This window comes from Desulfosporosinus sp. HMP52, assembly GCF_000765145.1.
In the GTDB taxonomy this organism is placed as follows: Bacteria; Bacillota; Desulfitobacteriia; order Desulfitobacteriales; family Desulfitobacteriaceae; genus Desulfosporosinus.
In genome coordinates this window covers 59,095-79,513 of record NZ_JMGA01000010.1, presented here as the reverse complement: position 1 = coordinate 79,513, position 20,419 = coordinate 59,095, and the positions used below count along the sequence as shown (strand labels likewise).

Here is a 20,419-nt window from a genome sequence, read left to right as displayed (position 1 = left end):
CCTGGGTGACATTTCTTAAGCAAAAGCATAGCCCTAATAGACATGATAAAATCCGGAGCTTCCAGCTCCGGATTTTATCATGTCTATTGGCTAAATTACCCGTCGAATTGTGCTGAAGATTTTATATGTACAAGGATAAATTGAATGAAAAATCATTTTGGGTAATTTATAATAGTTAAATTTAAAACAGGCATAGAATAATGACAAATATATAAGATTTAATAATAATGCGTTCACTACTTGTCTAACTAAAGACAATGAAATGAATTGATATATGTAAATGTCAATTAAACAATAAATAGATTATTTGAAAATGAAATCAATCATATAATGAGTTAAAAAAATATCAAATAATTATAATGATATGAAGGTTTTTTATGATAACTGGAGAATGTACTTATCAAATATAAATATGTAAATTTATGGAAGGAGAAGCGAGGGTTTGGCATCGTAAAGTATTATACCGGCATCCCTCAAAAAGGGGTACAGAAGGCTTTGGTACACTTGAATTTTTAGTGGATATCGTTGGGGTGATTAAGGTTTATAAAACATATATTAAGAGGTTACTAGATATCATATTTGCTTTATTAATGTTCATTCCTTTGCTTCTTGTAGTAGGAATATGTGCTTTTTTGATAAAAATGGAAGACAAGGGGCCGGCCTTTTACTGTGGTGAGAGACTTGGCAAAGATGGAGAAGTATTTAAAATGTATAAGCTTAGAACTATGAAGGTAAATGCTCCCGATTTGCGCAATCCCGATGGTTCTACCTATAATTCCCCGGAGGATTCAAGACTTACTCGAATAGGAAGTGTTCTACGTAAAACAAGTTTGGACGAGCTTCCTCAAATAATTAATATTTTAATCGGTAATATGAGTTTTATAGGTCCTCGACCGGATTTGCCCGAACATATTCATATTTATGTAGGAGAGGATTTTAGAAAGCTTGAGGTATTGCCCGGCATCAGCGGCTACAACCAAGCGAATCTGAGGAATGGCGGGCAATGGAAGGAACGTCTGAAAAACGATGTCTATTATGTCAATAACATCTCCTTTTTGCTGGATCTGGAGATATTGTTCAAGACCATCAAAGTAATTGTTAGGCGAGATAATGTTTATACTGAAATGCCCGGTAATATGGGGGTGAAAACTAATGGACGGCAAAGACACATTTAGGAATCTTTACGGAGAGTCCTTTGAAGCCTATGAATCTCCGTGGGATACGGATTACTTTGGTGTTTATTCTGCTAAGGTGATATTAAAGGCTGGTATGGCTGACGATGAAAGCGCAGAGTTGATAGACTTTCTCAGCATTTTTGATTTTGTCACAATTATCAACTTTGATAATAATAAGCTGAATAATTATTGGTTGGGGAAAAATATTGGGATTTATCTGGCCGATATTAATGTTCAATTTACCAAAAATATAGATAGCTGTTTTGAAAGTGAGAGTCGGGCAGAGGTGTTTGAAGCATATCAGTATGATGATCGGGTGTTAGAAATAGCGCGTAGGGCTTTCAAATATTCTCGTTTCTTTAATGATCCTAACCTGCCTCGGGATAAGGCCAAAAGAATTTATGCCCATTGGGCTGAAAACGCCTTTGCTAAGACAGGGCGGTATTATGCTTTAGCTAAACATAAAGGAGAAATAAGTGGCTTTGCCTTATTTTCTGTTGATCCGGATATATCCCTGGGAACCATAGAATTGTTGGCAGTTGATGAGGATTGTCGAGGAGTAAATGCAGGAAAGTCGTTAATAGCGGGTATGGAAAATTCTTTAAAGCAAATGGACATTAGGAACCTTAATGTTGGAACTCAAGCGGATAATTCTTCGGCCATGAAGTTTTATATGACATGTGGGTTTAGACCAAAAACCTGTAACTCGGTCTACCATTATTGGCCAAAAATCTCCAATCAAATAGCAGCAAATTCTCAATTTAAAACCATCAGGTCTTGTTTGAGAGTTTTATAAAAGAAGGTGTATGGTGATTCGCGAGAAAGGAATCGGACTGCCAACAATACTGTTTGGACTGTATACTGCCTTGATACCTTTGGACGAGATTATGAATATTTCCGGCAGTGGTACTGTTAATAGATATCTGGGGATTCTTGTCGCAATTGTAATACTGGTCGATATATTGATCAAAAAGCAAGCATTTATTTTAGATCAACACTCTATGATGCTTTTTCTTTTTGCTACTTATGCTCTTTTATCCTATTTTTGGTCAATTGACAAACAGATCACATTTTCAGCCTTTCTTAGTCTCCTATCCCTAATGATATTTTATCTTGTTTGTATTAATAAAGATTATTCGGATTCACAGAAAGACTATCTAAAGTTGTGTTGTGTATTAAGCGGAGTACTAATTTCTCTATATTTAATAGGTACAAAAGATCTCTATTACAATCGAGTCTTTATTAGGACAACCAGTGGATTAGCAACAGATCCCAATAGTCTATCAACTGGATTGGCCTTTAGCGCATTGTTTTTATTCAGCAATTTACTTCTCGTCAAGGACAAATTAAAAGGTTTGGCTATCACAGTGAGCCTGGGTATTATCCTGTATGGAATGATGTTGACGGGTTCCCGCGGAGGCTTGCTGGGCCTGGTTATGGGTGGGACTGTGCTTTTGATCCTGAATGTTCGCTTCAAAATAATACCTAAAGCCAGGGCGTTCCAGGTTGTGATGGGTGGATTAGTAATACTGTGCTTCATTCTTGGTACGGGTATACTGTCAGCGAATATAAGCGGTGAGGTGCTTGGAAGACTTACTTTGAGCAGTGCCATAGAAACTGGGGGGACAGGACGATTTACAATTTGGATGTATTCTATCCAAACTGCTTTAGAGAGTCCTTTTTGGGGGGTTGGCTTTGGAGCAGGTCCTTTTGAATTGTATCTGAAACATGGGATATATGTAGCAACTCATAATGTAGTACTTTTTTTATTGCTGGGAACGGGGGTTATCGGGGTTGTCCTCCTTTTATCTTTCATAGCCGCAAATGTAAAATGCAGTTTTTTAAAGAAGGACTTGCTGACTCTATCTATGATGGTCATGTTAATAGCCTTCTGTGGAACCCTTGACTACTTATTGAATAAGAACTTTTGGAATGTAATGATCTATGCTCAGATAGGGTTGGGAAGTAAGGGGAAGGTAGAATACGAATGATACAAAGAAGAACTACCGTAGCCGCCATCGTTGTTACATATAATAGGAAAGAACTGTTGCTAGAGTGTTTAAAAGCTTTGCTCGATCAGTCCTACTCAGTTCAACAAATATATGTTGTTAACAACAATAGTACTGACGGAACTTTGGAGCATTTGAAGAATCACGGATTTATCCATAATGAAAAGGTTGAAGTAATCAACCTTTATGAAAATACTGGGGGAGCGGGTGGGTTCCATCACGGCTTAAAAAAAGCTAAGGAGGATGAGTATGACTGGTACTGGTTGATGGATGATGATTGCCTGCCTGACAGTAAATGCCTGGAAAACTTGTTGGATTCGGGGCAGGGTGATTATCTGTCCCCCTTGGTAATAGCTAAAGAGGATGGCAGGACAAGCATTTGGTGGCCAAATATTGAGTTTGATTCAGGGGTGTTGCCGGTAAGTTCAGTACCCTTTAATGGGGCTTTGATCAAGCATTCTGTTGTTGAACTGCAAGGATTGCCCATGCAAGAGCTTTTTATCTTTGGGGATGATGTAGAATACTCTTTCAGAGCAAGAAGAAATAACTTCAGCTTATATGTTAATACAAAGGCAATCTTGTACCATCCAATGAATAATTGTGACATTGTATCAGCCTTTTTTAATAGATTAAAAGTCCCGATTTATAACAGCAAGATCAAACATTATTGTTATTTAAGGAACAATATATATTTATCTTTAGAATATAGATTGCTGGGCTTTAACTTTAATAAACAAGTAATCAAGGAAATTTACTATTCTTTGTTTATTAATAGAAAAGATGTAGGGATAGTCTTTTGGGCAATCCTTCATGGTTTTAAACGTGATCTTAGTCAGACGGGTAAGTTTCTTAAGACCTAATTAAGAGATTAATTAAGAGATAAGCATGTGAGAGGAAAGCTTAAAGAAGTTGGTGATAGATACGAAATACGATTATTTGATTGTTGGGGCAGGTCTCTTCGGCAGCATATTTGCCCACGAAGCAAGCAAAAGAGGGAAGTCTTGTTTAGTCATTGATAAGCGGAATCATATTGGCGGGAATGTGTTCACCAAAGAAATTGAAGGAATCAATGTCCACCAATATGGAGCGCATATTTTTCATACCAGCAATAAGCAGGTCTGGGATTACATGAACGGCTTTAGTGAGTTCAATCGATACACCAATTCTCCTCTGGCCAGTTATCAGAATGAGCTCTACAATTTGCCCTTCAATATGAATACCTTCCACAAGATGTGGGGTGTAAGAACGCCGGCTGAAGCGAAAGCAATCATTGCAAAGCAGGTGATGGAAGCAGGAATCAAACTTCCGAGGAATCTGGAAGAACAAGCCATCAGTTTGGTTGGACGAGATATATATGAAAAGTTGGTTAAGGGCTATACGGAAAAACAATGGGGGATGAGAGCCACTGAACTGCCAGCCTTTATTATTAAGCGGTTGCCGGTACGATTCACCTTTGATAATAACTATTTCGATGATGCCTATCAGGGTATACCTATTGGGGGTTACACGAAAATCGTGGAGAAGTTACTGGAGAATATTGAAGTGAATCTAAATACAGATTTCTTTGCTAACCGAAGGGAGTTAGAAAAAATATCCCCTAAAATCCTGTTCACTGGAATGATCGATGAATTTTATCAATATCGTCACGGTGAGTTAGAGTATCGAAGCCTGAAATTTGAGCAAGAGCTTCTTAATCTGGAAAACTACCAAGGTAATGCGGTTGTAAACTATACAGAGTTTGAAGTGCCCTATACGCGCATCATTGAACATAAGCATTTTGAATACGGTACTCAGCCTAAAACAGTGATTACTAAGGAGTATGCGCTAACGATGAATAAAGGGGATGAGCCTTATTACCCAGTCAATAATCTTAAAAATGAAGCTATATATGCTAAGTATAAGGAACTTGCCCAGCAAGAGGCCAGAACTATTTTTGGCGGCCGGTTAGCAGAGTACAAATACTATGATATGCACCACATCGTAGAGAGGGCCTTAAAGGTTGTGGAAGAGGAAATGCAAGTGTGAGGAATAGGGATGGGAAATAGTATAGCCAAGAATTTAATGTATAACCTATTGCTTCAAGCCGCAACCTTAGTTTTGCCCTTAATGACAGTTCCCTACCTATCACGAATACTTGGGGCTGAGGGTATAGGGATATATGTTTACACTTTAACTTTTTCCCAATACTTCATAATAATCGGTTCTTTAGGTCTATCATTGTACGGAAATAGGCAAATTGCCTACACAAGAGATAATAAGGATAGGATGTCCAGGGCATTCTGGTCAATCTTCTTACTTAGAATAATGACCATTGGCTTGGCCTTAATACTGTATTTAATTATTTTCTCCAAGGTTCAGATCTATAGACCGCTTTTTATGATTCAGATTTTAAATATTGTGGCGGCTATGGTCGATCTTTCCTGGTTATACTTGGGGCTTGAGGATTTTAAAAAAACCGTAACCAGGAGCTTAATAGTTAAAGTAATTGGAGTTTGTTTGATATTCACATTCGTAAGAACGAGTAAGGATTTAAACTTATACGTTTTAATCAATGTGCTGATTGAGTTATTGGGGAATATGGTAATGTGGGTCTATTTGCCGAACACAGTTAACCGGGTAAGGCTAAAGTTCAGCGATTTACTCCTTCATTTAGTACCCTCAATTAAGTTGTTTATCCCTCAAATAGCTATTCAGGTTTACGTCGTTCTAGATAAAACAATGTTAGGAGTACTAATTGGTGTCGAAGAAGTAGGATATTTTGAGCAGTCCGAAAGAATCGTGAAAGTGGTTTTGGGCTTAGTAACAGCCCTGGGAGTAGTTATGCTCCCCAGAATGAGCAATATCTTCGCTAAGGGCGACAAGCAGAAAATGGACAGCTACTTAAATATCAGTCTGAAAGGGGTAGCTTATGTGGCTGTGCCCCTGACTTTTGGACTTGGGAGTATCTCCAATGAATTTGTCCCTTGGTTTTTTGGCGTAGGTTTTGAACCGGTAGAGTATTTGATTATCGCCCTGGCCCCGATATTGTTTTTTATTGCCATGAGCAATGTCATGGGTACACAATACTTACTGCCGTCCAATAGGACAAGAGAATTTACGGCATCGGTTATGACGGGGGCCATTGTCAATGTCATATTGAACCTTATATTGATACCCCACTTTAGGGCTCTCGGTGCTTGTCTGGCTACAGTTATGGCAGAGGTTTCCGTGACGATGGTTCAATACTATTGCTTAAGAAGAGAGATTGCAATTAAGGAGTATCTAAAGATGTTGGCAAAATTCTGCCTGGCCGCCGCAAGCATGGCCTTAATCGTAAGAATTATTGGGCATGCCCTGGGGGTCGGAGCCGGTACTACATTCTTGCAAGGGGTTGCTGGGGTGGTTGTGTACATAGCGGTGTTATTCCTACTGAGAGAAAAGATAAACGCTTATATACTTGAAGCTGCTTTTCTAAGACTAGGTAAAGGAAAGAAATCCATAAAAATTAGTTAAATTTTAATGGGATGAGGTGCTGCTATGAAAATCGTTGTCACAGGTGGAGCCGGATATATTGGCTCACATACTTGTATTGAATTAATTGAAGCGGGACATACGGTTATTATCGTGGATAACCTCTGCAACAGCCAGGAGGAGACTATTGAGAGGATAAAACAGATTACCAGAAAAAATATTACCTACTATTTAAATGATGTTACGGATGAATCAGCCATAAATACTATCTTCTCTAAGCACCGAATTGATGCAATTATTCACTTTGCGGGACTGAAAGCCGTGGGGGAGTCCGTTGAGAAACCCTTAGAGTATTATTACAACAATATAGTCAGCACCCTGGTGCTTGCTAAAGCCTGTCAGAAGTTTGGGGTGAGGAAATTCGTGTTTAGCTCATCGGCTACGGTGTATGGGGGGAATCAAGTTCCTTTTATCGAAAGTATGCAGCTTCAACCCACCACAAATCCTTATGGCGAGACGAAGGCTGTGAGTGAACGAATTCTTAGTGACATTGTGAAGGCTAATTCAGATTGGGCCGTAGCCATATTAAGGTATTTTAATCCTATAGGTGCTCATGAGAGTGGCTTGATTGGTGAAGCACCAAATGGTATCCCCAACAATCTGATGCCCTATATCACTCAGGTGGCCAAGGGTAAGTTGGATAAGCTCCGTGTTTTCGGCGGTGATTATGAAACAGTGGATGGTACAGGGATAAGAGATTATATTCACGTGTGTGATTTGGCCATGGGTCACGTCGCTGCCTTAGATAAGCTCACCAGAGGGGTGCATATCTATAATCTGGGAACCGGTAAGGGTGCCAGCGTACTGCAATTAGTGCATGAGTTTGAAAAGGTAAACTCAATCTATGTTCCCTATGAAATTGAGGCCAGGCGACCCGGTGATATTCCAGAGTGCTATGCCGACGCTTCCAAGGCTCAGAGAGAGTTAGGATGGAAAGCCAAACGAAACTTGGAGGATATGTGCCGAGATGCTTGGCGTTTTGAGCAGAATTATTCTGAATTAGTACCTTCCCGATTGTCTCTGCTCAACGGCAAAATGGCTAATCTCGGATGGAGGGAGTTATTCGATGAATACAACTCAACAGCAGTTGCTTTATATAACAAAACAAGTAATTCATGATCAAGTGCCTGCTGCCGGATCATTTTCAGCAATCGATAGTCAGGGACTTTACGATTTAGCATTACGACAGAATGTATGTGCTTTAGTTTATCCAATGCTGGAAAACTATCCGGAGGTAATTAAACTGGATGAAGAGATAATGGACAAATGGAGAACAACATCACTTTATATTATCACTCATCAAATACGAAAAATTAATGGCTTGAAGATCGCCTGGGAGCTATTAAAAGCTAATGATGTAATGGCGATTTCTGTCAAAGGAATTGCTATCCGGGAGGTATATCCTCAACCGGAGCTAAGAAATATGGGGGATGTTGATCTGTTAATTCACGAGCAGGATATGCAAAAGTCCATTGATTTACTGAGCACACTTGGCTATCAAGCAAACTTAATGAATATGAAGGATCCTGAGTACATGCATATTGCTATGTACAAGAAGGATTCATTTCCTATAGAACTACACAGAACTCTTTGGCATCCTAAGCATATGAAAAAGATTAATAACCGCAATTGGTGTAACCATATCTGGGAAAATTATCGTCTTCTTAATGTGGAAGGATTTGAAATCTCAGCTTTATCCCATGAAGATGAATTGATAAATTTAGTTGTTCATCTGGCTAGAAATCTTAAAGATAACACTGCAAACCTCCAACAGCTATGTGACCTAGCATTTTTTTTGAATAAAAACCAAGATTTTATGAATTTTGATTATATCGATAAGATTATGAAGTCAATGAACCTTTGGACTTATTATCAATATCTGCTTAAAACTTGTGATATGTTTTTAGGATTGAAGATTTCTGTTAACTTCAGCAGTTTAGATAAAAACAAATCTATACATCTAATAGAAAACATCATCAATTCAGATAGTGTATCTAGAAAAATAGAGTCTGAAGAATGGTTTCTAAAAATTAAAACCTATCTTAACAGGATCACCTTTACACGGAAGCTTTTAAAGCCATTGCTGACTAGGGGGCGTTTTCTGCGCAGTATTGGACTGCATTTTAGATACTAACTTAAGTGAATAAAATTAAACCTTCTTCCAGAAAAGCAGAAGGTATTTAAGGAAATATATGGAATATATCTACAAATACATATTCCATAATCCTTAGATTACTTTCATCAAGACAGGGACGGACTGAGAATCGCTGTAGAAATAATTTCATGAAAGGAAAAACAATATGGAAATTAAGCGTATTCTATCTTCGGTAGCACGTAAATGGTGGTTAGTTGTTTTATTAGTAATCCTTGGCGGGGGATTAGGTTTTGTGATCAACTTTAATTCCAAGCCGATATATCAAGCCGACACTACGCTGTATATCATCAATCGAGATAAACTCTTAACAGATGGGTCATTGAATTCTCAGGATATAGCCGTAAGCGAGCAACTGGTTCGACAGTATTACGATATCATTTATAGCAGATTAGTAATTTCGGAGGTCTTGCGGGAGGTTAAAGGGTATAACCTGTCAGAAAAGGCCATCTTATCAATGGTCAGTTTATCCAGTAACTCAGAATCCAATATTTTTACAATTAGTGCAAAGTCAGATGACCCTGAGCTTGCCTCTGTTGTAGCCAACGCTACGGGACAAGCGTTTACCAAACAGATTCGGGAACTAACGAACAGTGATAATGTGGGTATCTTGGATGAAGCTCAAGAACCCATATCTCCACTATCCAATAATAAAATCCAAATAGTTTTTGTAGGACTGTTAGCCGGGTTAATGTCGGCATTTTTTGTGGTTTATATTTTGGAGTACTTTGATACTACAGTACACTCAGCAGAAGATATTGAAAAAGGGCTTAAGGTTCGTGTGATTGGAATTATCCCGGAAAATAATATTCGCTAAGGTAGTTTAATGTCAAAGTAGAGTTTTGCGGAGGGAGGTAAGCTGCAGAATGATGCAGAGCAAACTGTTTTATGTCTATGATATCGAAAACCAAGCTGTTCAAGAGGCCTATGCAATGCTGACAGCAAACCTATCTATTGGCAGCCCCAATAAAGTTTTTAAAACTTTTGTTCTGACAAGCTGTAACCCTAACGAGGGAAAAACCTCTATTGCCATAAGCTTGGCAATCTCGGTGGCTCAAGCAGGTTGGAAGGTTCTGCTTGTCGATGCGGATATGCGCAAGCCGACGGGGGCCAAGAGAATGAATCAGGGAACATTTTTTGGACTGTCGGATTATCTTTTAGGAAATGTTGATTTATCTGATGCCCTTTGTGAGACGAACGTTGCCAACTTTACCTATCTTTCCTGTGGAAACGGCCACCCAAATCCAATGGCTCTTTTGTGCTCGAACAACTTTGAAATACTCATTAGCAATGTGAAAAGTGAATATGATATGGTGCTCTTTGACACACCAGCTCTTACAAGTGTTGTGGATGGAGCGTTAGTAGCCGCAAAGGCTGATGGCACTTTATTGGTTGTAAAAACCGGTGCTACAACACTTATCAGTTTAAAACGGGTTAAGGAACAGATCGAGCGCTTAAACGCTAATATCTTAGGAGTTGTCTTAAACAGAGTAAAGAAAAGAGATTATAAGAGTTACTTTAAAGCTTACAATTATTTCTATAATTCTGAACGGTTTCTTAATAACCCTAAGGTATTAAATATCTATCCGCCCACCGGTGTAAACTCCTCTAGTTCAAGACAGTTATAATAGTGAATTCAATATTAGGGAATGAACAGGGGCGTCAAATTTATAGTTATAGAGGAAGAAGTATATGAGAAACTATATCAAACCAAGTATTAAGTACGTTGAACTTAGAATTGAAGAAAGTTTGGCTGGCCTAGGTTCACTTTCAACTCTTCTAAGTAATAGTGAATCGATTGTGAATCTCATATCTTCTAATGAGGACTGGCAAAATTTTTGGTTGAGGATCTTGAGGAAATAAGTGGTTGGACAAGCTAAGAAAGAGTTTGTAAATGCCAATAATACAATCGAAAGAGGTGTGTTTAAAAGAAGTGGATGTTAATAGTAATACGAACAACATTAAGAATAAAAGAAACTATAATCAACCTAAAATAGACTTTGTTGAATTAAGAGCAGAAGAAGGCATAGCCTGTACAGCTTCAACTCCCATTCCCATTCCCCATCCGCCCCATCCAAGTCACCCGCCTCATCCGCCTCGTCCCCGCAAAAAATGGCGTTTTAGAGATTAGAAGAAGAATATGGTAATAAATAAAAAAGGCCGATTATATAATATTGCGGGGATGAAAATTAAAATATGCTCAAGTGAATTCGCTATGTTTCGGAATTTAGACCTGTTTGTCTGTGAGGATCATTCAGAAATAATGCTCGAAATGGTTGTAAAAGCCAACAGTAAGATTTCTGAGCCTGTAGGTTTCCTTCTAATTAATAAGGATGTAAAATGGGTTGCCATTTCAGAAGGGATTTATTCCCATTCGCTATACTTTTGTGATGAAGAGACAAAGACTATTTTATGCCGGGCAGATGTGAACTACGAATGGGGTTTGGCTGAAATAACCTATCTAAAGAATTGTCCCCAGGCAGAAGGAATGGTAGCCGGCTTCTTATTGGAAATAATTTTTAGAAATAGAATTATATTTAATCAAGGTGTAGTGATACATGCTTCGGCCGTCTCCTATAAGGGGCTGGGAATCATTTTTACTGCACCTACACAAACCGGGAAGTCCACCCAGGCAAAGCTGTGGGCTAAGCATTTAGGAGCCCAGGTATTAAATGATGATAGACCTGTCTTGAGATTAGAGAACCGGCGAACCCGGGTATATGGTACACCCTGGAGCGGGGAGAAAAGGCTTTTCCTAAATAAAGCTGTTGAGCTTAATGCAATTATCCTATTGGAGCAGGCTAAGGAGAACAGACTTAAGGGTTTAACTCTCTCCACCTCTTGTGCCCAAATCTTGCCAAGGTGCTTCCTGCCTTATTACGATTTGGAAATTATGGATAAATGTTTAAAAACTTTAGGAGAGATGCTTCTAGGGGTACCTGTTTACCTGCTGGAATGTAAACCGGACAGAGAGGCAGTTGATTTGGTTTTTAGGGCTATTTTAAATCGACAAAAATACCTATAAAGATCCCGCTGAAATCTCAGAACATTTATGGTAAAATTTAGTAAATAAAAATAGGGAGATTATGGTATTAATCAAGGTTGATTATAAGGAAAAGGATGCGGATAGATTGAAGCTTAAAAACGGTTTTTTATGTCGTGAAGTTGCCGGGCAATGGGTAGTAGTCCCCTTGGGAGAGCGTGTGGTTGAGTTTAATGGAATTATGACTCTCAGTGAAAGTGGAGCCCTACTATGGAGAAACATGGATAGTGAGGTAGATGAGGAAGATTTAGTTAAACTTGTGCTCAGTGAGTATATTATTGATGAAGATACAGCCAGGGAGGATGTCCGTGAATTTGTTGTATCTTTAAAGGAAAATGGCTTAATCGAATAAAGATCAGGAGATAATGAGAGATGGCACTAACCTTAGATAAGCTGTATTCTCAATTGGTTTCAGTGGCAAAAAAGAAGCGGAAATTACTGTCAGCTTCCTTTGAACTAACCACAAGATGCAATCTACGCTGCAAAATGTGCTATGTATGTGAAAATGTTAATGATAGTAATTGTAAGGCTAAAGAACTAACTAGCGAGCAATGGATTGGTTTGGCAGAAGAAGCTCGGGACTTAGGTCTTTTATTTTTGACGCTTACCGGTGGAGAAGTTTTTATTCGTAATGATTTTAAAGAAATCTATGAGAAGCTCATGAGAATGGGGTTTATCTTAACGATTTATACAAATGGAACTTTAATAACACCGGAAATTGCTAATTGGCTGGCATCGATGCCACCCTTTAAAGTAAGCATTACTCTATATGGTGCTTCCAGGAAAACCTATCAGGAAGTCACCGGATCGGCAGAGGGTTACGATAAGACAGTCAAAGCTATTGATACTTTGCTGGAGAAGAATATTCCGACTGAGATTAAGACGACTGTTGTTCGCGGAAATAAATCTGAATATGACAGGTTGTTGGAATTTGCCCAGCAGAGAAAGCTGGAACTAGGTATCGTTAATTACGTTTCTCCACGTCGGGAAGGAGATAATACCAACCCTATAGGAAATAGGCTGTCACCACAGGAACTGGTTGAATATGAGGTGCATATTAATGAACGGAACATTGAATTAGGACTTTTGATGAGAAAAGATAATAGTAGTATGGGATCCCAACTAGTTTCTTTGGAGAGAAAAGATACTATTATTCAGAGCAGCGAGCCGAGTGATGCTTTTCATTGTTTGGCAGGAAAGTCTGCTGCCTGGGTCACTTCGGATGGTCGGTTGTTACCTTGTGGCCTTCTGGATATGGTTAAAGCCTATCCATTGGATCAGGGGTTTGCTTTGGCCTGGGAAGAACTGAAACGAGGGTGCGAACTAATTAGTCCCTGTAAAGAGTGTCAGGAATGCTTGCTGCAATCTTTTTGCGAACATTGCCCGGCTAGATTATTGAAGGAAACCGGGCAATATGACAGAAAATCTCCTTATTTATGTGAACTGGCTCGAAGACGGAAGGAAGCAGTGAATTGGTCAATACCTTAATTCAAGCCGCTAATACTTAATATGGCATATTATGGGTGAAAGTTTATAGAATATAATTAAGGGGGGGAAAACTATGAAAACATATATTAAGCCTATGTTAGAGAATTATTCTTTGACCATAGAGGAGAGATTTGCAGCAGGTAGTGTATGCTCTGAAACCGGTTGTTGCCCTGATAGTGGTATTGAAGAATACGAAAGATTAACCGGTAAAAAGGTTAACTATAGTGCTGGATTTTAAACTATTTGTTGATAGAGGAAGTGTTAAGATGAAGATCTATGTAAAGCCGATGCTCGAGTACGTCAGATTGACAGCTGAAGAGAAATTTGCTAATCCAAGCACTTGTACAGAATTCGGTCAGTGTGCGGGTGGATTTCGTTACGCTAGTTAAGATATGTGAGAATTAGGTAGCATGTCCGATATTGGATATGCTTCTTTACTACCTGTAGTTTTTATTGGCTTTTAAAGTTGTTTGCAAAGAACCGGATTTAATGACTTTCTTATTAGAGGAGTGTTGTTCTTGCCACTGTTTGAGATTGCTGGTTTGGTTATCGACGTTGATTGTGATAAGCCGGAACCCATGGAACGAATGCAAGAATTTAGAATTGAACAGCGCCGTCCTGCTGATTTAAGTATTCGCTTTAAGTTCGCAGACTTTATTCCTGTACCGGAGGGACATAGTATTTCGGATGAAAATCTGTATTTTAAGTGGTTAAAAAAGCCCGCGGAAGGAACGGGCTATTATATATATTCTTCGGAAGCTGCTTATGGTAATATTCTTGTCTTAGCAGACATTGACGCTGAATGGCGTAAAGGAATTATTACCTGTCGTGATTTTACTGATTCAAATCCGGATGAGAGCTTCAGTAAGCAAACTTGGGTCTTCGCTCATGTGATGATGGGGGTTATTTATCGTTACAATCTCTTGAATCATAACGGAACAGTTATTCATTCTTCCGCTCTTAAATACAAGGATAGAGCTTTTATTTTTTCTGCACCATCGGGAACAGGGAAATCGACTCATACGAAACTCTGGCAAAAACATGTTAATAATGTAACAATTCTTAACGATGATACTCCGGCAGTTCGGATTATTGAAGATAGACCGTTTATCTTTGGAACCCCTTGGAGTGGTTCATCGTTAATACATTGCAATGATTCTGCTCCATTGGAAGCGATAGTAATATTGGAGCAGGCTGAAGAGAATAGAATCCGATTACTTAACAACCAGGAGGCAATCCTCCGGGTGATGCCCAGGGTTTTTCTCCCTTACTTTGATCGAAAAATGATGGAAACCTCTATCGGCATATTTGATAAGATAATCTCTGTTGTACCTATTTATTTATTGCAATGCAGAGCCGACCAGGCAGCCGTGGAGATGGTCTACCAATGTCTAAAATGAGAAGCGTGAAATCCTCCGCCTTGTTTCCTTTAATTACTGAAATCCTTGATAATGGACAGAGCACAAAGATTTCTGTTTCAGGCAATAGTATGTATCCTTTTTTGCGAGATGGAATTGATAGCGTGGAGTTAAGTAAAGGAAATTATGGGCAACTATCCAGGGGGGATATTGTCATGGTTCAGAGATCCGATGGTTCTTTTGTTATGCATAGGGTTATTAAAAAAACCCCCGATTGTTTTTTTATGGTAGGAGATGCTCAGCAATGGATTGAGGGCCCCCTGTACCCTAATCAGCTGGTGGCCGGTGTGACGGCAATTTGGCGTCATAACAAGCGTATCTCCTGCGCCAATAGCTGGCTGCGACTGCTCTCTGGACTTTGGCTTTTTCTGAGGCCGTTTAGATATTTTATTCTAAAGGTGTATAGGAGAGTGCGACAATTATATTGAGCTAGGTTCCGATGTCCAGCTTTAGCTGAACGATTACTGGAAATTGAACCTTTTGACTGAACAGGTATTTTAGGAGCAAATTGTATGTTTATTAAGAATGAGATTTGGAATATATGGGAATTCATAGGGTGGATCAAACCTGATATAAGGTCATTCCTGCCCGGTCTGGCCTTTATTCTTTTAATAAATATTTTAGGGGCTCTGATGGGTGTTGCCACGGCTATTGCCTCTAAAAACATGGTGGATTATGCAGTGGCAAATCAGCTTAACTTAGCGGGTATGGCAGCTGCAATTTTTGCAGGTATAATTATTATAAACCTACTGATGAGGGTATGGGAGTCCTTGCTGAGCTTGCGGATTGTAGAGTCCTTTTCCAATGTAATGAGACAACGGATTTTCAAGAGGCTGTTAGATACTCAGTGGCAGCCTCTTTCTGCCTATCATAGTGGGGATCTCTTAACACGTTTAACCAGTGATGTAGATAATATTACTAATTGCCTCGTCAATGTAATCCCGGGTTTTTTTTACTTGGGGGTTCAATTAATAGCTTCATTTTTAACCTTGCTGCATTATGAACCCAAGCTGGCTGTTCTGGCCTTGGTAATGGGACCTTCTACAGTAATTTTAAGTCGAGTATGGGGACGGCGACTTAAACATCTACATGTCAAAGTTCAGGAATCGGAAAGTTCTTATCGATCATATATTCAAGAAGCAATTCAAAACTTTGTCATCATTAAGAGCTTTTGTTTGGAGCGGCACAATCATAATGTATTGCAAAGTCTGCATGAAAAGCGGATGGAATGGATTATTGAACGTAATCGTTTTTCGTTAGCTGCCAATAATACCCTGGCGTTGGGTTATTGGGCAGGATATTTTCTTGCTTTTGGCTGGGGTGCGGTCAGGCTTTCTCAGAGGGCGATCAGCTTTGGGACTATGACTGCTTTTCTCCAATTGGTACAGCAGGTGCAAACTCCATTTATGGGACTGGCCAGGACGTTTCCTCAGATCATTGCCATGATAGCTTCCGCTGAGCGGTTACGGGAACTGGAAAAGATGGAGTTAGAGAAAAATGAAGAAGGTCTGCCGAAACTTAAGAGTGTGGGCGTCAGTTTTCGCCAGGCCAGCTTTTATTATGATAAGGGTAAAATGATCTTGAATAGGATATCCACCGAAATATTGCCTGGTCAATTGGTTGCATTAGTTGGCAGCTCAGGAGAGGGTAAAACAACTCTGATACGACTTCTTTTAGCCTTGCTTCGCCCCTGCGAAGGGGAGGTGTGTTTTACGGAATGTGGAGGTGGGCGTTATGAAGCCTCTGCTGCTACACGACAATGGGTTACCTATGTACCCCAGGGGAATACCCTTTTTAGTGGGACTATAGCGGATAATTTGCGCAGCGGGAAGGCTGATGCCACTCGGGCTGAAATGGAAAAGGCAACTCGTGGGGCCTGTGCTTGGAACTTTATCCAAGAGTTGCCTCAGGGTCTGGATACGGTCATTGGGGAGCGGGGCCACGGACTATCGGAGGGACAGGCTCAAAGAATTGCCATTGCCCGGGCACTCTTGAAAAGAGCCCCTGTTATGATATTAGATGAAGCTACTTCTGCTCTGGATACGGAAACAGAGCTGAATATCTTAAGTTCCATAAAAGATTTGGGTTATCGCTGTACTTGTTTGGTTATTACCCATAGGATGTCAGCTTTAAGCATATGTTCACGGGTTCTAAGAATTAAGGATGGCAAACTAATCGAGGAATTAAAAAATTCGGATTTTGAAGAAGGGGTGAGAGGAGCGAAGCTGCTCCAATGGGGAAACTGAGATATGCAGGGATTCAGAACAGCCGGATAAGAAAGAATGAGCATTCGACCTTAAGATAGCCTATGTCCAATTAGATCACGTGGTCTAGTTGGACATAGGCTATTTGGATGCAACAGAATAGGCATATTAAAGATTTTTAAATTTATCCTTTCATTAAGAATTGATCCATAAAATGTCCGATTCGGGTGTGTCTTCAGGCAACGTGTAAGGCAAGATAGAAGAAAATTATGGAGAATAAGTAGGAAAAATACAAAATGTAGAGAATATCTGAATATTAACAATTTTACATCCGAATAAATTACTTCAAAATAATTTTGTGAAGTGAGGGGATATGTTTGAAAGGCGGCGTGGATCAGAACAGTAACTATTATGGCAAAGGACGGGAATCCTTAAGAGTAGAGCATTGTCTCTGCCTGGATATCATTCGGGATAATGTTACAAAGATGTGGAAAAGACCATATGAAAAGCCGTTAGCCTATTATACGACCCATGGTCCTAATCACTGCTATGCGGTTGAAAACTTAATCTATAAATTGATTCCAGGGTTTGCAAATCTCAGAGAAGAAGAACGTTTTTATCTGCTAGCCTCGGCCTGGTTGCACGATATCGGAATGATACGTTCAGTGGCTAATGAGCTCAATATGGAGAGGCATGGATCTGAGTTAAATGAAACGGAAATACGGGAACAACATCATAATACTTCTGAAAAGTTCATTATTGAACACTATGATCAATGTGGCTTAGATCATAAAATAAGCAATATCGATCACACTGAGGATAAACAGATCATAGCGAAGATTTGCAAGTATCACAGAAGACGTGAGGATATCAATGAGTGTCCGGATACTTTAACCGTCAGGAATGAAGAATATCGGGTACAGCTCCTAGCAGCCTATCTTAGGCTTGCTGATGCGCTGCACATGGATTCTTCGCGTGCACCTGATTATGATTACGCTATATGTTTGGCATATGATATTCCGGCTGAAATAAAAATGCATTGGATTAAAAGTAAATTGGTTCTAGGTATCATACTTGATTCTCGAAAACACACTATTACTGTGAGCTTTAGGATTCCTTCACCGGAACAATTAAAAGAAAGAAACGTTGATCCAAAATGGATCTCGGGAAAAATTGATTACATTATCAAAGATGTCTTAGATGATTTACGCAGTGAGTTGTCTAGTGTCATGCACATCCTTGCTAAAGGGGGATTGTCATATTACCTGGATATTAAGGTTGAAAAAGTTACGGGCTATATTGAACGTCAGATACTAAATGACCTTTTAAGTATGGCTATTAATTATGATATTTTGAGAAATCCAAGTGCCTCACTGCTAATAGACATGGTGATCATGTCTATTGCTAACATTTCCGGTTATTATCTTAAAGAAAAAGAAGCTCCGAGACAGGTCTCCAAGATTTCAATAGAGGTTATAAAAAGTGAATTAAAAAGATTTTTAGAACAGCTTAATGATAATTTAGTTAAGAATAGGGGGTGTCATTTTGGCTTAAAAAAGATTGCCGATCGCTGTGATGCTTTATCTAAAAAATATTTGCAGGACGATTTGGCGGAATTCATCAAAGAAATCAATGAATTGTATCAATCCCATTTTCAAAGAAAGTACTTAGTCAGAGAGTCAGCTAGAAACTTTTTACAGATGTTTGACTCACGAAATAATAAAATTGAGAATGTTAATAGGAACGACCAAGCTGAGAATACGAATGACACTGAGATTGATAAAAACGGTAATGCTGATCAAGCAGAGAATGATGAAAAAGAGCTATGTCATAAAAGTAAAACCGAGAAAGAGGAAAATAAGAAAGTTTATCGCTTCCTCTTGTATGGCTATAGTAATATGGTGATTCAAGCTCTTTGCGGTTTTCGTGATAGCTTAATTAGTGATGAATATAAAAATGAGTCTAGGAAATACAATATTTATAATACCGATTTTAAGAAGGATTTTTCCAAACGGTTTAAAATATTTGTTTGTGACGGGCAGCCTAAGAATCAGCTAAGTTTGGGTAATGAAATTCTTTATCACGATGGATTTTCTTATGCCAGTGAACTCGTTGAACAAAATTTTGTGGATATTATTATGATTCCGGATATCATTGCTGGGAATATAATCGACAAATATTGCATTGATTTTGTTTTAATGGGTGCCAACGGTTTTAATGATAAAGAATTCAGACATTCGGCCGGTCACGATTCCATTATAAGACTTATTGAGAAAACTGATGCTAAGAAAACTGATACTGAGAAGACTAGTACTAAAAAGACCAAGAAAAAACCGAAGGTAGTATTAGTTGTCACGAGTGACAAATACCAAATAGACAAAATGGACGAAGAAAATCGAGATCAATCTAAAAACACCGTGAATCCTTGTTGGCCCAAAGAATCATCTGGCACAGGAAGCAACAATAAAAAAATTTCGCCTGAGCCTAATTGTGATGAAATTTTTGAATGTGAAGGGCATCGCGAAATATCTGGATTTCGCTTTTGGCAACCTAATAATGACTCGAGAAGAGACAATTTTTGGTTTGTTACAAACAATGAGGTTGATAAGATTAAAGACTCCATACTCTTCTTCAACCCGCGAGAGGATAAGGTTCCAATTCAAAATGTGGATTTCATGATTACTAATATTGGTTTATTTGAAAAAGTTAAAGATTCAATTGAGTTTCGCGAAATGGTCTACAAAGAAACCTCGTTATTTAATCAATTAAATTTGATTCAAAAGATTGAAAAGAGTTTAGGCTTATTAAGTAATACAACTAATCATGATTGTCTTGCTCAAATAGTGATTGACTTATTTGATTTGTTAAAAGATCAAAGGGGAGAGGTGAAAATAGCAACTGGGAGGGAGATTATAAAATTATTATTTAGTTTCTACCAAAAAAGAGGTATCGTTCAAGGGATAGAAAAAATATTTATCAATAATAAATTGTTAAAAAATAGAACGGATAATAGTGAAGAAGATTTAAAGGATGTTCCATTAACGGAAGTAATGAGAATTGACAGGGATATGATTCGTGCTCTTTTTGACAAAGAAATTGTTAATTTACTCCCAAATAATGCAAAAGATAAGGAAGAATTTAAACGGTATATTGATAGTATGAAAGAATTCCTTGATAGTTATGAGATTAATTTTATTAATTCAATGAGCCCTAGTGTTTCTCCTCTCTAAAACTAAGCTATGAGGCGTGCGCTCGATCATTCTGAGAAGGGTTTTCAATAATTCCTTATTGTGGGCATCATCTTCCACGTTGAAAATCTCCCTTCTTGTATATAGCAAACAACGTTTGTCTATATACAAGAAGAGGGAGATTTTATTTTATTTAGAGATTCTATTGACTAAGAGATTAATGTGAATAAAG

General features: G+C 38.7%; 19 protein-coding genes. All 19 read left to right on the top strand.

What is annotated here, in order from left to right:
• Nucleotides 1-422: 422 nt before the first annotated feature.
• A complete protein-coding gene (locus DP73_RS03930; protein ID WP_081962943.1) occupies nucleotides 423-1,175 on the top strand; it encodes a sugar transferase in 753 nt (250 codons plus the stop codon).
• Nucleotides 1,153-1,971: a GNAT family N-acetyltransferase gene (locus DP73_RS03925; protein WP_034597582.1), complete on the top strand. Its 819-nt coding sequence runs from the start codon at nucleotides 1,153-1,155 to the stop codon at nucleotides 1,969-1,971. The genes DP73_RS03930 and DP73_RS03925 overlap by 23 nt, the downstream gene beginning before the upstream one ends.
• A 13-nt stretch (nucleotides 1,972-1,984) precedes the next feature.
• A complete protein-coding gene (locus DP73_RS03920; protein WP_034597579.1) occupies nucleotides 1,985-3,166 on the top strand; it encodes an O-antigen ligase family protein in 1,182 nt (393 codons plus the stop codon).
• Entirely contained in the window at nucleotides 3,163-4,044 is an 882-nt protein-coding gene (locus DP73_RS21950) for a glycosyltransferase (RefSeq protein ID WP_052090379.1), read from the top strand. Before DP73_RS03920 ends, DP73_RS21950 begins: the two co-directional genes overlap by 4 nt.
• 49 nt (nucleotides 4,045-4,093) lie before the next feature.
• Complete coding sequence (glf, locus tag DP73_RS03910; RefSeq protein ID WP_242865688.1) at nucleotides 4,094-5,209, top strand: UDP-galactopyranose mutase; 1,116 nt, start codon at nucleotides 4,094-4,096, stop codon at nucleotides 5,207-5,209.
• Nucleotides 5,210-5,218: 9 nt separating this feature from the next.
• The gene (locus tag DP73_RS03905) at nucleotides 5,219-6,676 is read left to right on the top strand and encodes a flippase (RefSeq protein WP_034597575.1); all 1,458 of its coding nucleotides are present in this window, start codon (nucleotides 5,219-5,221) and stop codon (nucleotides 6,674-6,676) included.
• A gap of 24 nt (nucleotides 6,677-6,700) precedes the next feature.
• A complete protein-coding gene (gene galE, locus DP73_RS03900; RefSeq protein WP_081962941.1) occupies nucleotides 6,701-7,813 on the top strand; it encodes a UDP-glucose 4-epimerase GalE in 1,113 nt (370 codons plus the stop codon).
• Entirely contained in the window at nucleotides 7,761-8,828 is a 1,068-nt protein-coding gene (locus tag DP73_RS03895; protein ID WP_034597574.1) for a nucleotidyltransferase family protein, read from the top strand. The genes galE and DP73_RS03895 overlap by 53 nt, the downstream gene beginning before the upstream one ends.
• A gap of 166 nt (nucleotides 8,829-8,994) precedes the next feature.
• Nucleotides 8,995-9,663, top strand: coding sequence for a Wzz/FepE/Etk N-terminal domain-containing protein (locus DP73_RS03890; RefSeq protein ID WP_034597572.1), 669 nt, complete (start codon nucleotides 8,995-8,997; stop codon nucleotides 9,661-9,663).
• Nucleotides 9,664-9,712: 49 nt separating this feature from the next.
• Nucleotides 9,713-10,474 (top strand): CpsD/CapB family tyrosine-protein kinase, encoded by a 762-nt coding sequence (locus DP73_RS03885; protein WP_242865687.1) that lies wholly within the window; start codon nucleotides 9,713-9,715, stop codon nucleotides 10,472-10,474.
• Between the two features lie 266 nt (nucleotides 10,475-10,740).
• Complete coding sequence (locus DP73_RS03880) at nucleotides 10,741-10,977, top strand: hypothetical protein (protein ID WP_034597571.1); 237 nt, start codon at nucleotides 10,741-10,743, stop codon at nucleotides 10,975-10,977.
• Between the two features lie 84 nt (nucleotides 10,978-11,061).
• Nucleotides 11,062-11,871: a hypothetical protein gene (locus tag DP73_RS03875; RefSeq protein WP_242865686.1), complete on the top strand. Its 810-nt coding sequence runs from the start codon at nucleotides 11,062-11,064 to the stop codon at nucleotides 11,869-11,871.
• 61 nt (nucleotides 11,872-11,932) lie between these two features.
• Complete coding sequence (locus DP73_RS03870) at nucleotides 11,933-12,241, top strand: PqqD family protein (protein WP_242865685.1); 309 nt, start codon at nucleotides 11,933-11,935, stop codon at nucleotides 12,239-12,241.
• A gap of 20 nt (nucleotides 12,242-12,261) precedes the next feature.
• Nucleotides 12,262-13,377 carry a radical SAM protein gene (locus DP73_RS03865; protein ID WP_034597566.1) on the top strand — a complete coding sequence of 372 codons (1,116 nt, stop codon included), beginning with the start codon at nucleotides 12,262-12,264 and terminating at the stop codon, nucleotides 13,375-13,377.
• A gap of 73 nt (nucleotides 13,378-13,450) precedes the next feature.
• Nucleotides 13,451-13,615 carry a hypothetical protein gene (locus tag DP73_RS23315; RefSeq protein ID WP_165574378.1) on the top strand — a complete coding sequence of 55 codons (165 nt, stop codon included), beginning with the start codon at nucleotides 13,451-13,453 and terminating at the stop codon, nucleotides 13,613-13,615.
• Between the two features lie 271 nt (nucleotides 13,616-13,886).
• A complete protein-coding gene (locus DP73_RS03860; protein WP_242865684.1) occupies nucleotides 13,887-14,777 on the top strand; it encodes a hypothetical protein in 891 nt (296 codons plus the stop codon).
• Complete coding sequence (locus DP73_RS03855) at nucleotides 14,765-15,223, top strand: S24/S26 family peptidase (RefSeq protein WP_034597562.1); 459 nt, start codon at nucleotides 14,765-14,767, stop codon at nucleotides 15,221-15,223. The genes DP73_RS03860 and DP73_RS03855 overlap by 13 nt, the downstream gene beginning before the upstream one ends.
• Before the next feature lie 84 nt (nucleotides 15,224-15,307).
• The gene (locus tag DP73_RS03850) at nucleotides 15,308-17,041 is read left to right on the top strand and encodes an ABC transporter ATP-binding protein (RefSeq protein WP_052090375.1); all 1,734 of its coding nucleotides are present in this window, start codon (nucleotides 15,308-15,310) and stop codon (nucleotides 17,039-17,041) included.
• Nucleotides 17,042-17,376: 335 nt separating this feature from the next.
• A complete protein-coding gene (locus tag DP73_RS03845) occupies nucleotides 17,377-20,229 on the top strand; it encodes an HD domain-containing protein (RefSeq protein WP_034597561.1) in 2,853 nt (950 codons plus the stop codon).
• Nucleotides 20,230-20,419: the final 190 nt, after the last annotated feature.

What these genes read in the sequence shown, in the direction of transcription:
- DP73_RS03850 (WP_052090375.1), top strand. Translation starts at nt 15,308, where the DNA reads ATGTTTATTAAGAATGAGATTTGGAATATATGGGAATTCATAGGGTGG.
- DP73_RS03930 (WP_081962943.1), top strand. Translation starts at nt 423, where the DNA reads ATGGAAGGAGAAGCGAGGGTTTGGCATCGTAAAGTATTATACCGGCAT.
- DP73_RS03855 (WP_034597562.1), top strand. Translation starts at nt 14,765, where the DNA reads ATGTCTAAAATGAGAAGCGTGAAATCCTCCGCCTTGTTTCCTTTAATT.
- DP73_RS03905 (WP_034597575.1), top strand. Translation starts at nt 5,219, where the DNA reads ATGGGAAATAGTATAGCCAAGAATTTAATGTATAACCTATTGCTTCAA.
- galE (WP_081962941.1), top strand. Translation starts at nt 6,701, where the DNA reads ATGAAAATCGTTGTCACAGGTGGAGCCGGATATATTGGCTCACATACT.
- DP73_RS03870 (WP_242865685.1), top strand. Translation starts at nt 11,933, where the DNA reads ATGGTATTAATCAAGGTTGATTATAAGGAAAAGGATGCGGATAGATTG.
- DP73_RS03895 (WP_034597574.1), top strand. Translation starts at nt 7,761, where the DNA reads ATGAATACAACTCAACAGCAGTTGCTTTATATAACAAAACAAGTAATT.
- DP73_RS03865 (WP_034597566.1), top strand. Translation starts at nt 12,262, where the DNA reads ATGGCACTAACCTTAGATAAGCTGTATTCTCAATTGGTTTCAGTGGCA.
- DP73_RS03885 (WP_242865687.1), top strand. Translation starts at nt 9,713, where the DNA reads ATGATGCAGAGCAAACTGTTTTATGTCTATGATATCGAAAACCAAGCT.
- DP73_RS03880 (WP_034597571.1), top strand. Translation starts at nt 10,741, where the DNA reads ATGCCAATAATACAATCGAAAGAGGTGTGTTTAAAAGAAGTGGATGTT.
- DP73_RS21950 (WP_052090379.1), top strand. Translation starts at nt 3,163, where the DNA reads ATGATACAAAGAAGAACTACCGTAGCCGCCATCGTTGTTACATATAAT.
- DP73_RS23315 (WP_165574378.1), top strand. Translation starts at nt 13,451, where the DNA reads ATGAAAACATATATTAAGCCTATGTTAGAGAATTATTCTTTGACCATA.
- DP73_RS03875 (WP_242865686.1), top strand. Translation starts at nt 11,062, where the DNA reads ATGTTTCGGAATTTAGACCTGTTTGTCTGTGAGGATCATTCAGAAATA.
- DP73_RS03890 (WP_034597572.1), top strand. Translation starts at nt 8,995, where the DNA reads ATGGAAATTAAGCGTATTCTATCTTCGGTAGCACGTAAATGGTGGTTA.
- DP73_RS03925 (WP_034597582.1), top strand. Translation starts at nt 1,153, where the DNA reads ATGGACGGCAAAGACACATTTAGGAATCTTTACGGAGAGTCCTTTGAA.